Source organism: Halorubrum sodomense (genome assembly GCF_900111935.1).
In the GTDB taxonomy this organism is placed as follows: domain Archaea; phylum Halobacteriota; class Halobacteria; order Halobacteriales; family Haloferacaceae; genus Halorubrum; species Halorubrum sodomense.
Genome location: NZ_FOYN01000003.1, coordinates 601,582 through 614,043, shown reverse-complemented (window position 1 = coordinate 614,043; position 12,462 = coordinate 601,582). Strand labels below are relative to the sequence as shown.

General features: G+C 71.6%; 12 protein-coding genes. 7 read left to right on the top strand and 5 right to left on the bottom strand.

Features of this window, described 5'->3' with window-relative positions:
• The first annotated feature begins 46 nt into the window (after positions 1 to 46).
• Positions 47 to 373 carry a helix-turn-helix domain-containing protein gene (locus BM286_RS12425; RefSeq protein ID WP_092922781.1) on the top strand — a complete coding sequence of 109 codons (327 nt, stop codon included), beginning with the start codon at positions 47 to 49 and terminating at the stop codon, positions 371 to 373.
• Between the two features lie 114 nt (positions 374 to 487).
• Positions 488 to 1,798 (top strand): tRNA (N(6)-L-threonylcarbamoyladenosine(37)-C(2))-methylthiotransferase, encoded by a 1,311-nt coding sequence (locus BM286_RS12420; protein ID WP_092922778.1) that lies wholly within the window; start codon positions 488 to 490, stop codon positions 1,796 to 1,798.
• A gap of 33 nt (positions 1,799 to 1,831) precedes the next feature.
• Here BM286_RS12420 and BM286_RS12415 read toward each other — a convergent pair whose 3' ends face one another.
• The 4 genes from BM286_RS12415 to BM286_RS12400 all read right to left on the bottom strand — a co-directional run bounded on the left by BM286_RS12415 (position 1,832) and on the right by BM286_RS12400 (position 6,900).
• On the bottom strand, positions 1,832 to 3,910 hold the full coding sequence (locus BM286_RS12415; protein ID WP_092922775.1) for an AMP-dependent synthetase/ligase: 2,079 nt from the start codon (positions 3,908 to 3,910) through the stop codon (positions 1,832 to 1,834).
• Positions 3,911 to 4,104: 194 nt separating this feature from the next.
• Positions 4,105 to 5,088, bottom strand: a complete 984-nt coding sequence (locus BM286_RS12410; RefSeq protein WP_092922772.1) for a DUF7260 family protein — start codon at positions 5,086 to 5,088, stop codon at positions 4,105 to 4,107.
• A gap of 128 nt (positions 5,089 to 5,216) precedes the next feature.
• Positions 5,217 to 6,059 carry a translation initiation factor eIF-2B gene (locus BM286_RS12405; RefSeq protein ID WP_092922769.1) on the bottom strand — a complete coding sequence of 281 codons (843 nt, stop codon included), beginning with the start codon at positions 6,057 to 6,059 and terminating at the stop codon, positions 5,217 to 5,219.
• Between the two features lie 85 nt (positions 6,060 to 6,144).
• Positions 6,145 to 6,900 (bottom strand): DUF726 domain-containing protein, encoded by a 756-nt coding sequence (locus BM286_RS12400; RefSeq protein WP_092922766.1) that lies wholly within the window; start codon positions 6,898 to 6,900, stop codon positions 6,145 to 6,147.
• 261 nt (positions 6,901 to 7,161) lie between these two features.
• On the opposite strand from BM286_RS12400, the gene BM286_RS12395 reads away from it, so the two are divergent.
• From BM286_RS12395 to BM286_RS12375, 5 genes are all read left to right on the top strand, one after another.
• Complete coding sequence (locus tag BM286_RS12395) at positions 7,162 to 7,659, top strand: hypothetical protein (RefSeq protein ID WP_092922763.1); 498 nt, start codon at positions 7,162 to 7,164, stop codon at positions 7,657 to 7,659.
• A 241-nt stretch (positions 7,660 to 7,900) separates the two neighbouring features.
• Positions 7,901 to 8,839: a methenyltetrahydromethanopterin cyclohydrolase gene (mch, locus tag BM286_RS12390; RefSeq protein ID WP_092922760.1), complete on the top strand. Its 939-nt coding sequence runs from the start codon at positions 7,901 to 7,903 to the stop codon at positions 8,837 to 8,839.
• 45 nt (positions 8,840 to 8,884) lie between these two features.
• The gene (locus BM286_RS12385; protein ID WP_092922757.1) at positions 8,885 to 9,412 is read left to right on the top strand and encodes a hypothetical protein; all 528 of its coding nucleotides are present in this window, start codon (positions 8,885 to 8,887) and stop codon (positions 9,410 to 9,412) included.
• A gap of 100 nt (positions 9,413 to 9,512) precedes the next feature.
• Positions 9,513 to 10,706, top strand: coding sequence for a potassium channel family protein (locus BM286_RS12380; RefSeq protein ID WP_092922754.1), 1,194 nt, complete (start codon positions 9,513 to 9,515; stop codon positions 10,704 to 10,706).
• Positions 10,690 to 11,073: a nuclear transport factor 2 family protein gene (locus BM286_RS12375; protein WP_092922752.1), complete on the top strand. Its 384-nt coding sequence runs from the start codon at positions 10,690 to 10,692 to the stop codon at positions 11,071 to 11,073. Before BM286_RS12380 ends, BM286_RS12375 begins: the two co-directional genes overlap by 17 nt.
• A gap of 37 nt (positions 11,074 to 11,110) precedes the next feature.
• Here BM286_RS12375 and BM286_RS12370 read toward each other — a convergent pair whose 3' ends face one another.
• On the bottom strand, positions 11,111 to 12,322 hold the full coding sequence (locus tag BM286_RS12370) for an iron-containing alcohol dehydrogenase family protein (protein WP_092922749.1): 1,212 nt from the start codon (positions 12,320 to 12,322) through the stop codon (positions 11,111 to 11,113).
• Positions 12,323 to 12,462 lie beyond the last annotated feature (140 nt).

The following is a 12,462-nucleotide window of genomic DNA, read 5'->3' as shown; positions in this document are numbered from 1 at the left end:
CACAGGCGGGCCACGGTTATGCGCGATTCGCCCGTGTAACTCACGTATGGACGAAGGAACTCGCGAGCTGCTCGAACCGCTCCCGCCGAGCGCCAAGCTGGTCTACTACGTGCTCGACGCGGAGGGCCGGTTCGACCAGACCGGCCTCGCCGAGGAGACGCGCCTCTCGACCCGAACGGTCCGGTTCGCGGTCGAGAAGCTCACCGAGGTCGGGCTCGTCGAGGAGGGGCTGTGTCCCCGCGACGCCCGCCGCTCCGTCTACCAGGCCGTTCCGCCCGCGGAGCGCGACGGCGCCGGCGAGCCGGAGGCGACCGCCGAGTCGGCCTCCGACGCCGAGGCCGACGCGCCGACCGCCGCGGTCGCCGAGGACTGACGCAGGCGGTCCCGGTCCGCCCCGCTGCCCCGCCGCCCCGCCGCCCCGCCGCCCCCCGCCGACGCCCCGATCCGTCGCGCTTTTGCCCCCGGGACCGGTAGTGGAGGCACTCCGATGGCGACGTACCACATCGAAACCTACGGCTGTAGCTCGAACCGGGGCGAGAGCCGGGAGATCGAGCGCGCCCTCCGCGACGGGGGACACCGCCCGGCCGACGGCCCGGACGACGCGGACGTCGCCATCCTCAATACCTGTACCGTCGTCGAAAAGACGGAGCGGAACATGCTCCGTCGCGCCGAGGAGCTGTCGGAGACGACCGCCGAACTCGTCGTCACCGGCTGTATGGCGCTCGCGCAGGGCGACCTGTTCGAAGGGGCCGACGTCGACGCCGAGATCCTCCACTGGGACGAGGTCCCCGCTTACGTGCTCAACGGCGAGTGCCCGACGGTCACCCCCGACGCCGAACCGGTGTTAGACGGCGTCGTCGGGATCCTCCCGATCGCGCGCGGCTGTATGAGCAACTGCTCGTACTGTATCACCAAGTTCGCCACCGGCCGGGTCGACTCCCCGCCGATCGAGGAGAACGTCGAGAAGGCCCGGGCGCTCGTCCACGCCGGCGCGAAGGAGATCCGGGTCACCGGCCAGGACACCGGGGTCTACGGCTGGGACGACGGCGACCGAAAGCTCCCGGAGCTCCTCGACCGGATCTGCGACATCGACGGCGAGTTCCGGGTCCGGTTGGGGATGGCGAACCCCGGCGGCATCCACGGGATCCACGAGGAGCTGGCCGACGTGTTCGCCGAGAACGAAGAGCTGTACGACTTCGTTCACGCTCCCGTCCAATCCGGCTCCGACGACGTGCTCGCGGACATGCGCCGGCAGCACCGGGTCGAGAAGTTCCGCGAGGTCGTCGAGACGTTCGACGACCGGCTCGACCACTGGACGCTCTCGACCGACTTCATCGTCGGCTTCCCCACCGAGGACGAGGTCGACCACGAGCTGTCGATGGAGCTCCTCGCGGAGGTCCGCCCCGAGAAGATCAACGTCACCCGCTTCTCGAAGCGCCCGGGCACCGACGCCGCCGACATGAAGGGGCTCGGCGGGACCGTCAAGAAGGAGCGCTCGAAGGCGATGTCCGAGCTGAAGATGGAGGTCGTCGGCGAGGCGTACGGGTCGATGGTCGACGATCGGTTCGAGGTCCTCGTCGTCGAGGAGGGAACCGGTGACTCCGTGAAGTGCCGCGACGGCGCGTACCGACAGATCATCGTCCAGAACGCGACGGAGCGCGGGGTCGACGTGGGGGACTTCCTGGAAGTGGCGGTGACCGGCCACAACACCGTCTACGCGTTCGGAGAGCCGGTCGACGGGACGCCGGCCGAGGCCGCCGGGGCCGACGACGCGGGTCGGGTACCGGGCGACGACTGACGGGTCTGACCGAGTGACGGCCGACCGGTCGGGTCACTCCTCGTAGATCATCTCGACCTCGTCCCCGAACCGGTCTAAGATGTTGCGCCGTTTCTTTTTCATCGTCGGCGTGAGCAGGTCGTTCTCCTCGCTGAACTCCTCCTCGACGAGCCGGAACTGCTTGATCTGCTCGTAGGGCTCGAACGCCTCGTTCACGCGGTCGACCTCCGCCTGAATCCGCTCGCGGACGCGGTCGTCGCGGCAGATCGCCGCCCGCTCCGCCGGGAGGTCGATCCCGTTGGCGTCGGCCCACGCGTCGATCCGCTCGACGTTCGGGACGAGGAGCGCGGAGACGAACTTCCGGCCGTCGCCGATCACGACGCACTGCTCGACGAACTCGTTGGCGGCGAACCGGTCTTCGATCGGGCCGGGGGCGACGTTCTTCCCGGTCGAGAGCACGAGCAGCTGCTTGGCGCGCTCTCGGAAGGCGACGTAGCCGTCGGGGCGGAGCTGGACGATGTCGCCGGTGCGGAACCACGGCTCAGTGGCCGCGGCTTCGGCGTCCGGGTCGACGTCGCCGGATCCGACGCGCTCGTCGGGCGGCGTGCCGGCGGTCACGGCGTCGTCGGGGAGATCGTCCGCATCGACGAACGCCTCCGCGGTCGCGTCCGGACGGTTCCAGTAGCCGTCGGTCACCTGCGGACCGCGGACGAGCAGTTCGCCGACGTCCCCGGCCAGGTCCGCGACCTCCTCGCCGACGACCGCGCCGTCGATCGCGATCTCCGTGTCGACGACCGGCGGACCGATGGTGCCGACCTTCGGATCCTCGGGCGGGTTGACGCTGACGACCGGAGACGTCTCCGTCAGGCCGTACCCCTCCAGAATGGGCAGGTCCATCGCGTGATACAGCGCGCAGAGCTCGGCCGACAGCGACCCGCCTCCGGAGATGAAGAAGTCGACGTTGCCGCCGATCGCCTCCCGGACCGACGAGAAAACCAGTCTGTCCGCGACGGCGCGCTTGGCGTCGAGCAGCGTGCCGGGGTCGTCGGCCTCGTGATGGGCGCGGCCGACGCCGACCGCCCACTCGAAGACGCGTTCTCTGACCGGCGACTCGGCCGCCTGCTCGCGGATCGCGTCGTACAGCTTCTCGTAGACGCGCGGGACGCTCGTCGTCGTCGTCGGGCGCACCAGTCCGAAGTCCTCGCGGAGCGTGTCGGGGCTCTCCGCGTACGCGACCGTCGCCCCCGCGGCGAACATCATGTAGTGGCCGGCCATCCGCTCGAAGACGTGCGCGAGCGGGAGGAAGGAGAGGGTGGTCGTCTCCGCGGAGATCCCCGGCACGTCCGGGTCGCGGTCCGGTCGGTCCGCGAACCGCCGGTAACACTGCGAGACGTTGTCACGGAAGTTCGCGTGGGTGAGCCGGACGCCCTTCGGTTTCCCGGTGGTCCCGGAGGTGTAGATCAGGCTGGCGAGGTCGTCGACCTCGGCGGCGTCGATCCACCCCTCGTAGGCCGCCTCGTCGAACGCCGCGGCGCCGCGACCGTGGACCTCGCCGAGGGTGTACACGTCGTCGAGTGCGCCCTCGCCGTCGGCGGCCTCGGCGGCGCGACCGTCGGTGTCGACGTCGTCGAGGGTCACGATCGCGTTCAGCTCGTGGTCGAGGTCACCGCGCACCGCGAGCACGTCCTCGAGCATCTCCCGATCCTCCGCGACGACGACGGTCGCCTCCGGGTCCGCCAACAGGTACCGCAGCTGACTCGGCGACGACGAGGCGTACACCGTCGTCACGACGGCGCCGGCGGCAAGCGCCGCGAAGTCGGTCTGGGCCCACTCCATGCGAGTCTGCGAGTACATCGCCACTCTCGTGTCGCCGTCGACGCCCAGGTCACGGAGCCCCGCGGCGAGGTTCCGAACGACATCTCGCATCTCGGCGTACGTCAGATCGGCGTACTCGCCCGCTGGCGCCTGCGGAACGACCCCGTCGGTAACCAGCGATCGGTCGTGGATCCCCCCTTTGTATCGCTGTGCGATCCGGTCCGCGTGCCGCTCCGCGGTGCGTTCGAAGGTGCGCGGGAGCGTCTCTCGGGCGATGGCGTCGTCGGTGAACGCCCGTTCCGCCGCTTGCCAACTCATACCGCCTAGTCCCGCCCGACCGTCATAAACAATCCGGTAGTTTTGAGTTTCTCTCCGATCGACCCCTCGATCGGATCCCGAGCGCCGTCGCCGCGGTGCGCCCGCCCGCCACGACGAGAGCGAGCGCAGGAGCGATACCGCTCGTGACGGGGGTATCGGGAAAACGTGCCGTTCGTGCTCCAGTCGGGGGAGGGCTAGCGGCCGTCTGCGATCCGCGCCTCGACCCCGTCTTTGTCCGCGCGGATCCGGTCGGCGAGCTCCGCGATCTGCGCTAACACCGGGTAGCGTGGGCCGTCGGTGGGACCGTAGAGGTACTCGTAGAACGTTCGGTCGGGATCGGCGTCGAAACGCGGGGTCATCGGCGGCTCGTCGAGCGACCGCTGCCGGTCGGCCGCGAGCTCGTCGCACTCGCCTTCGAGCTCCGTCAGTCGGTTCCAGACGTCGATCGCCGCGTCGATCTCGCTGTCGGATCGGACTCCGTCCAGGTGGTCGATCAGCCGCCCGCGACGGCGGTCGATCGACGACAGCGTCGTCTCCCGGTCGGCCAGTTCGTCGGTCTCCTCCTCGATGGCGTCGGCCAGTCGGTCTCGCGCGTCGACGGCGCGCCGACTCCGGTCGACGAGCGCGGACTGCGCGCCGCTCGACAGCCCGCCGTCGGTCGCCAGCGCGGTCGCCGTGTCCGGGCCGAGTTCGGCCGCGAGACTCTCCGCGGCCGTCTCGTCGTACTCGGTCCGGTAGTGCGGCAGCGACAGCACGGTGTCCTCGTACGCGGCCATCACCCGCCGGAGCGTCGCGTCCCGGCCCCCGCCCGGGCCGCCGCCCGGAGGGCTCCCGTTTCGGGCCGAGCCGAGGCCGCGGAGGGCGCCGGCGGGCACGCCGGTGGGACCCGGCTCGGTCGCGACCGAGACGGTGTCCATCTCAGCTACCCGGTCGGCGAACGCCTCGAACGCGTCTCGCTCGTCGAGGACGCGGCGTCGCTCGCGGCGGCAGGCCGCCTCGGCGTCGCGGACGTACGCGAACGCGAGGAGGGCGAGAACGCCGGCGAGCGCGACCGCCGTTACGACTCCCGGCTCGGTCGCGACCGCCCACAGCTCGCACCACGTGCTCGCACATCCCGCTACCGTCACCCCCTGATCGGGGATCTGAAAGACCGCCGTCGAACCCGTGTGAACGCTCATTAGGTCTGTTAACACGGTACACACACAAAGCGTTTTCGTCCGGGCTCGGTTCGGCGCCGGTTCGCTGCTCGTTTCCTGCTGGTTCGCTACGCTTCGTCCGAGTAGGGGGATTCGTTCCGGCTTTCGCGTCAGTTTCGGACGCCGTCGTCGGTGATCACGGTGTCGATCATCCCGATCGGGGTGGCGTCGTAGCTGGGATTTTCGATCTCGACGTCCTCGACCGGCTCGCGCATCACCTCGACGGCGTCGCGGAACTCGTTTTCGAAGCGGAACTCCTCGATGGTCTTCGCCCCCGAGCCGACCGCGGTGACGGGGACGCCGAGTTCGCGGGCGGTGACGACGAGCGGGAACGTGCCGATCCGGTTGTAGTAGGTGCCGCCGGTGATACAGGTGATGCCGAGCAGAACGCGGTCGCAGTCGCGAAGCGCGTACCCCATCGCGCTGTCGACGACCATCCGCGTCTCGACGCGGGACACGCCGGCGAGGACGCGCGCGGTCTTCCGACCGAGGGTCCGCGGGCGCGCCTCGGTGACGTAGACGGTGAGGTGCGCGCCGTCGCGGGCCGCGTTCTCGACGGCCTCCAACACCGTCGTCGAGTAGTCGTGGACGAGCAGCGTGTCGCCGTCCTCGATGTGTTCGGCCGCGTTGGCGGCCGCCTCGCCCTTCGCCGTCTCGATGTCGTCGACGACGCGGGCGATGACGTCCTCGAGCAGTTGTTTCGCGCCCTCGACGCTCGTCGCCTCGCCGACGATGGAGCGCTCGACGTCGCGCATCGCGTTGTGGAGCGCGGCGTGGGAGGGGTTCGACCGGCGCAGCACCCCCGCGTTGTGTTCGAGGTCGCGCTCGAACTCGTCGACGGTCACGTACTCGCGGTCGAGCAGGTCCGCGAGCGACCGCGTCGCCTTCACGGCCACCGCCGACGTGCTGTGGGTTCGCATCGCCCGGATCTCGGCGACGGTCTCGTCGATCATGCCCGAATGGTCGACCGCGCCGGTAAAAGGGGTTCCGGGGGAGAACCGGCGGCGAGGCGCCGTGGCGATCCGCCGCGCCGGCTGACTAGTCGAACCCGAGCCGGCCGACCGCGCGCGGCAGACATCCCTCCTCCGGCTCGACGTACGAGTAGTGGTCCGCGACCAGGTCGGTGACGTCGACGTCGGCGTAGCCGTCGGGCGCGGTCGCCCCGTCCGGGAGTCCGACGTGCCCGACTGCGCGGGTCCGGTCGGAGGCGCGGTACACCCACCCGAGGACGCGGTCGTTCCGGCTGTGGAAGTTGCGGACGGGCGCGTCCAGCGCCGCGATCGCGGACCCGTACCGACCGCCGACGCCGGCGCTCTCGTCGGGGATCGCGCCGCCGAACAGCGAGACCGACGCGAGGACGTCCGTCCGCCCGCGGTCCGCGAGTTCCCGGAGCGCGGCGCCCGTTACGCGAGCGCCCAGCGAGTGCGCGAACAGGTGGACGGGTCGCCCGTCCTCGTCGGCCCACGCCGCCAGCCAGTCGGCCAGCGGGACGGCGTTGGCGTCCGCGGTCTCCTTGGCCAGCCCCCAGTCGACGTTCGACGCCCACGAGTAGCCGACCACGGGGCGGGCGCTCTCCGTGGTACCGTCGTCCGTCGCCGCCGCCTCGCCCGCCGCCGCCTCGCCCGTCGCCGCGGCGAGTCCCAGCCGCGCGGTGTAGGCCTGATTCCGAGCCGACTCGGCGTCCGCGCCGAGCCCGTGAACGAACAGGACCACGGAGTCGGCCCCGCCGAACGCCCACGAGCCCGACCGCTCCGTCGGATCGCCGTCGTCGAGGCGCCCGCGGGTCGATACCATCGGCTGCGTCTCGGGCGCCTCGTACCCGCCGAAGTCGCCGTCGAGCGCGTTCGCGACGTAGAGGCCGCCGCCGCCGAGGAGCCCGACGCCGCCCGCGACGCCGTAGAGGACCCGTCGTCGGGTGACGAGTTCGGCGGGGCCGTCCGATCCGTCTGAGCCGTCTCCAGAGGTGTCCGGTGAGATATCGGATCGTCGCCTCGGACGATCAAATACCTGACGCGGCGGCGACGGCTGTTTATCGATCGATCTCCTACGAGGGGTATGAGCTACCCGGTCACGTACTACTGTCCGCACTGCGGGACGCTCGTCGCGCTCGAACGCGAGGGGTACCTCGCGGACAAGTCGGTGACGCCGTACCCGCTGGAGGGATGGACGTACGTCGCGCCGACGGAGCCGTTCGACGCCGAGGAGGGCGGTGGGAGTGAGGACGGCGGCGAAGGCGGCGACGCGGTCGAGCCGGACGGCGTCCGGTTCGTCTGCGGGGAGAGCGACGGCGTCGACTGGGACCCGCACGACGGCGTCCGCGGCACCGACGTGGGCGGCGACGAGCCGTACCGGGAACCGGACGCGGACGGCGTCGGCTGCGGCGAGCCGTTCTACCTCTCGTTCGTCCGCTACGCGGAGGGGCGCGAGATCGATCCGAAAGCGGAGTCGGAACCGGTCGAGATCAACCCCAACTCGCGGCCGAGCGGGCCGCGCGGTCCGACCGGTCCGGGCGAGGCCGGCGGTCCGAGCGACTCCGACGGCGGCTTCTGGTGACTGCGCGGTGGGCGATTTACGAATCGAGTCCGACACCGGGAACGCCCCGGACGCTCGCTGATACCTGATTGACCGGCGGTCGACGGTGAACTCCTCCAAAGCCCCGGTCGCCGCCGTCGAGGGCGGCCGCTCGCAGGCACGCGCCACCGCGTCTCCCGTGACTGATCGGGTTCGGCTGATTCCCGAGCGTCCCTGAGCCGAACAGCCAAACCCCTTAAACGGGGAGCGAGTAGGCCCGGACATGGAGAGCATCAACCGGACCGCGATCGAGCTGGTCGACGAGGCGCTCGACTTCGCCGGCGAGCTGGACGTCGTCGGCTACGAGCTGGACAACGGCGCCACCGTCGTCGACTTCGGGGTCGACGCGGCCGGCGGGGTCGAAGCTGGCCTGCTGCTCGCGGAGATCCAGACGGCCGGGCTGGCGAACCTCCAGACCCGGATGGGCGAGCTCGCCGGCGCGCCGCGCCAGCACGTCGAGCTGTCGACCGACCACCCCGCGATCGCGTTACTCTGCTCGCAGAAGGCCGGCTGGGAGCTGACGACCGAGGGCGGCTTCGAGGGGCTCGGCTCCGGGCCGGCCCGCGCGCTCGTCGGCCGCGAAACCGAGTTCGAGCGCGTCGGCTACTACGACTCCTCCGAGTTCGCCACGCTGGCCGTCGAGTCGACGACGCTGCCCGACGAGGCGGTGGCCGAGCAGGTCGCGGAGATGGCCGAGGTCGACGCCGACGGCGTGTTCCTCCCGACGTTCGCCACCGGCTCGACCGCCGGCTCCGTCACCACCGCGGCCCGCGCCGCCGAACTCGCCGTCTTCCGCCTGCTGGAGGTCGGCTACGAGCCCACCGACGTGCTCCACGCCTCCGGGTCCGCACCGCTCGCGCCCGCGACCCGAGACGAGGCCGAGGCGATGGGGCGGACGAACGACGCGCTGGCGTACGGCGGCGAGGTCCACCTTCAGGTCGCCCGCGACGACGACCGCTTCGACGAGATAGTCTCGACCGCGGACGAGGAGTACGGGACCCCCTTCGTCGAGGTGTTCGAGGACGCCGACTGGGACTTCTACGACGTGCCCGAGAGCGTGTTCGCCCCGGCGCAAGTCACCGTCGACGTCGTCGACGGCCCCGTCTACACGGTAGGCGAGACGAACGAGGAACTGCTCGCGGAGTCGTTCGGCTACCGCTGAGCCGACCGCTCGACCTCTCACTCCACCGGCTACGCCCCGAATCCCGTGCGACTCAAACCAGTCCCCGAACCGCCGTCGGACCTCGACGCGCTCCGCGAGTACCAGCGCGCGGTCCCGCTCGTCCCCGGCGACACAGACGACTGTTGCGCTCGACTCCGTCGGCGCTGTGACCTCCCCGACCGCCGGACCGCCAACGACTGGCTCGCGTTCCTGCGCGCGCTCGGCCTCGTCGAGGAGACCTCCCGGGGGTTCGTCCGGGCCGACGCCGAGCCGACCCGGGAGCGCGTCCGCGCGGGACTCGAGGAAGGGGTCCTGTTCGTCCCGGAGGCGCTCGCGGCGCTCGACGAGGCCTCGCCCGGCGACCCCCTGACCGCCGCCGACCTCTTCGCGGCCACTCGCGACGCGGTCCCCCGTCACGACAGAGCTCGGAACCCCGACTGGGAGACCGCGTGGCGTGAGCGCGCGTCTCGGCTGCTCGGCTGGCTCGCGCTCGTCGGCCTCGCGGCGCCCGTCGACGGCGACCCGGAAGCGTCGGGGAGCGACCCCGGCTACGTCGCGGGCGACGCGCTCTGACTCGGCCCGCTCGCCCGCGAGCCGTTCTCGCAACAAACCCCGCTCGCCCGCGCGTCGTCCCCGCAACAAGCCTTTTACTCGGTGCCGGAGACGGAGTCACATGGGACGCTTCGACGGGCGCACGGTCCGCTACGAGCCGACGAGCGTCAAGGACCTGCTCGTCGAGATGAAGGACACGGCGGAGCTGCTGATCGACCTGTCGTACTCGGCGGTCCTCCACGGGAGCCCGACGATCGCCCACGAGGTCGTCGAGCTGGAACACCGGATGGACGCGCTCCAGATGCGCGCCCGGATGAGTCTGATGCTCGCGGCGCGGAACCCCGGCGAGGCGGAGACGCTCGCCCCCGTCCTCGGCGTGATCGCCGCCGCGGAGAAGGTCGCGGACGCCGCGGGCGACATCGCCAAGATCGTCACCGAGGAGATCGGGATCCCGAGCGCGATGCGGAGCGCGCTCTCCGAGGGCGTCGAGACGCTCGTCCGGGGGACGGTCGCGGACGAGTCCGCGTACGCCGGTCGGACGCTGAAGGCGATCGACCTCGAATCGAAGACTGGCGTCCGCGTCATCGCGGTCCGCCGCGACGAGGACTGGATCCTCAACCCCGGACCGGGGACCCGGCTGGAGGCGGGCGACGTGACGCTGTTGCGCGGGCCCGAAGGGGGCGTGGCCGACGTGTACCCCGAACTGAGCGGCGAGCCGTTCGAGCCGGCGCCGTCGCCCGAGCCCGCGATCGACGACCTCGAACGCGCGGTCGACTCGATCGTGTTGATGAAGAACCTCTCGGAGCTCGCCGTCGACCTGGCGTACGGCTCGGTCCTCTTCGACAACGAGGAGCTGGCCGAGGAAGTGAGCAACCTGGAGATCGAGGTCGACGCGCTCCAGTCGCGCTTCGAGGCGTGGACGCTCCGGGCGGCGGCCGAGGCCGACGACCCGGTGTCGCTGCGCGGACTCATCCACCTCGGCGTCGCGACCGAGGAGATCTCCGACGCCGCGCTCGCGATCACCGAGGGGGTCCGCCGCGACCTCGACGTCCACCCGGTCGTGGAGATGGCGGTCCAGGAGTCCGACGAGATCATCACCCGCACCGAGGTCGCCGCGGGGAGCGACCTCGACGGGACCGCGGTCGTCGACGGCGTGCCCGCGACCGACATCTCGACGAGCGTCCTCGCGATCCGGCGCTCGGACGACGAGTGGCTGGTCGGGCCCGACATCGACACCACGCTCCGGGGCGGCGACGTGATCATCTCGAAGGGGACCCGGACCTCCGCCGAGGAGTTCGATGCCCTCGCGGCGTGAGGGCGGAGAGGAGGAAGCGGCGCCGCTCGCGGATTCCGACCCCACCGCCCTCGCCCGGGCCTACTACGACGCGCTCGACGCGGGCGAGTACGATCGGCTGCGATCGCTGCTCGACCCGGATTTCGTTCAGCGACGCCCCGACCGAACGTTCGAGGGACGCGACCGCTTCGTCGCGTTCATGCGCGACGAGCGGCCGAACACCGACACCACGCACGTCGTCGACCGCGTCTACCCGTCCGGTCCCGGCGTGGCGGTCCGCGGCCGACTGCTCGACGCCGACGGCGAGGAGCTGTTCGCGTTCGTCGACGCGTTCGATTCGGACGGCGAGACGCTGACCGCGCTGGAGACGTACGCCGCCGAGTCGTAGGGCGGCGCGCGGGCGGTGTCGCCCGCCGGATCGGCGCCTACCAAGCCGCGCGCAACACGCCGAGGATCCCCTCCGGGGTCGCGTCGAGGTCGGCCGGCGCGCGCTCCATCGGCGGGTCCTCGGCGACGAACTCGGCGACCGCCGGCAGGTCGGCCTCGTCGGTCTCGGGGAGGTCCCGGAGCCGGCTCGGCACGTCGAGCGCGTCGCGGACCTCCGCGACCGCCTCGACGACGTCCTCGGCGATCGCGTCGTCGTCGCGGCCGTCGGTCCGGACACCGAGGCCGGCCGCGAGCGCCCGGCGGCTCGCGTCGACCTCGTCGAAGAGGTACGCCAGCGCGTGGGGCGCGACGACCGCGTGGATCGCGCCCTGCTGAACGTCGTAGCGCCGGGCGAACCCGTGGCCGAACGCGTGGATCACCGATATCTTCCGGTCGAGCTGGACCAGCAACGCCCCCACGACCGCGCGGTCTGTCGCCGCCTCGCCGCCCGGCCGGTCGCCGGCCACGCGCGGGAGCGCGTCGGAGAGGAGCCGGAGCCCGTGGACAGCGGCCGCGTCGCTCATCGGGTCGGCGTCGCGGGCGTAGGGCGTCTCGATCCCCTTGTCGAAGCCGTTCATCGCCGATCCGGCCAGCACCGAGGTCGGCGTCGTCTCGAACAGCGCCGGGTCCGCCACGTCCGCGAGCGGCCACGCGCCGCTCCCGCTGACGTTCACCGGCTGGCCGGTCGGGGACTCGTCGGCCGAGAAGACCTCCAGCGACCCGCCGGTGGAGACGTCCGCGCCCGCGAACGTCGTCGGCACGACGACGGACGGGAGCGCCGGGTCGCTCCCGGGGGCGAGGTCGCCGAGCGCGTCCGGCCCGTCCTCCGCGTCGGCGCGGAGCTCGCCGAGGTCGCGGCCGTCGGCCGCGAGCAGCGTCGCCTGCCGCGCGATGTCGAGGCTGGCGCCGCCGCCGACCGCGACGAGGACGTCCGCGCCGACCTCGGCTCTCGCGTCGAGCAGGTCGTACGCGGTCTCGATCCGCTTGTCGGGGGAGGTCCCGTCGAAGACGCCGGCGAGCCGGTCGCCGAGGCCCTCTCGAACCGGGTCCATCAGCGCGTCGTTCGCGCCCGTGTTCGAACCGCAGACGACGAGCGCGTCGTCGAGGCCGCGGTCGCCGAGCCAGCCGCCGAGGTCGGCGATCCGGCCTCGACCGTACCGGATCTCGCAGCCGCGGTGAACGTGTTCGAAGGAGTCCGCGATCGGTAGCATCGGAGGGCGATACGCGCGGCGTCGGTTTGTAGCTGTGGGACGTGCCGTCACACCGCCGTCGTGGTCCGGACCGGGGCCGGACCGCGTGGCGAATCTGCGTCGCTGGCGTCTCTCTCACGCCCGCGCGCGTGCGCCGGCTT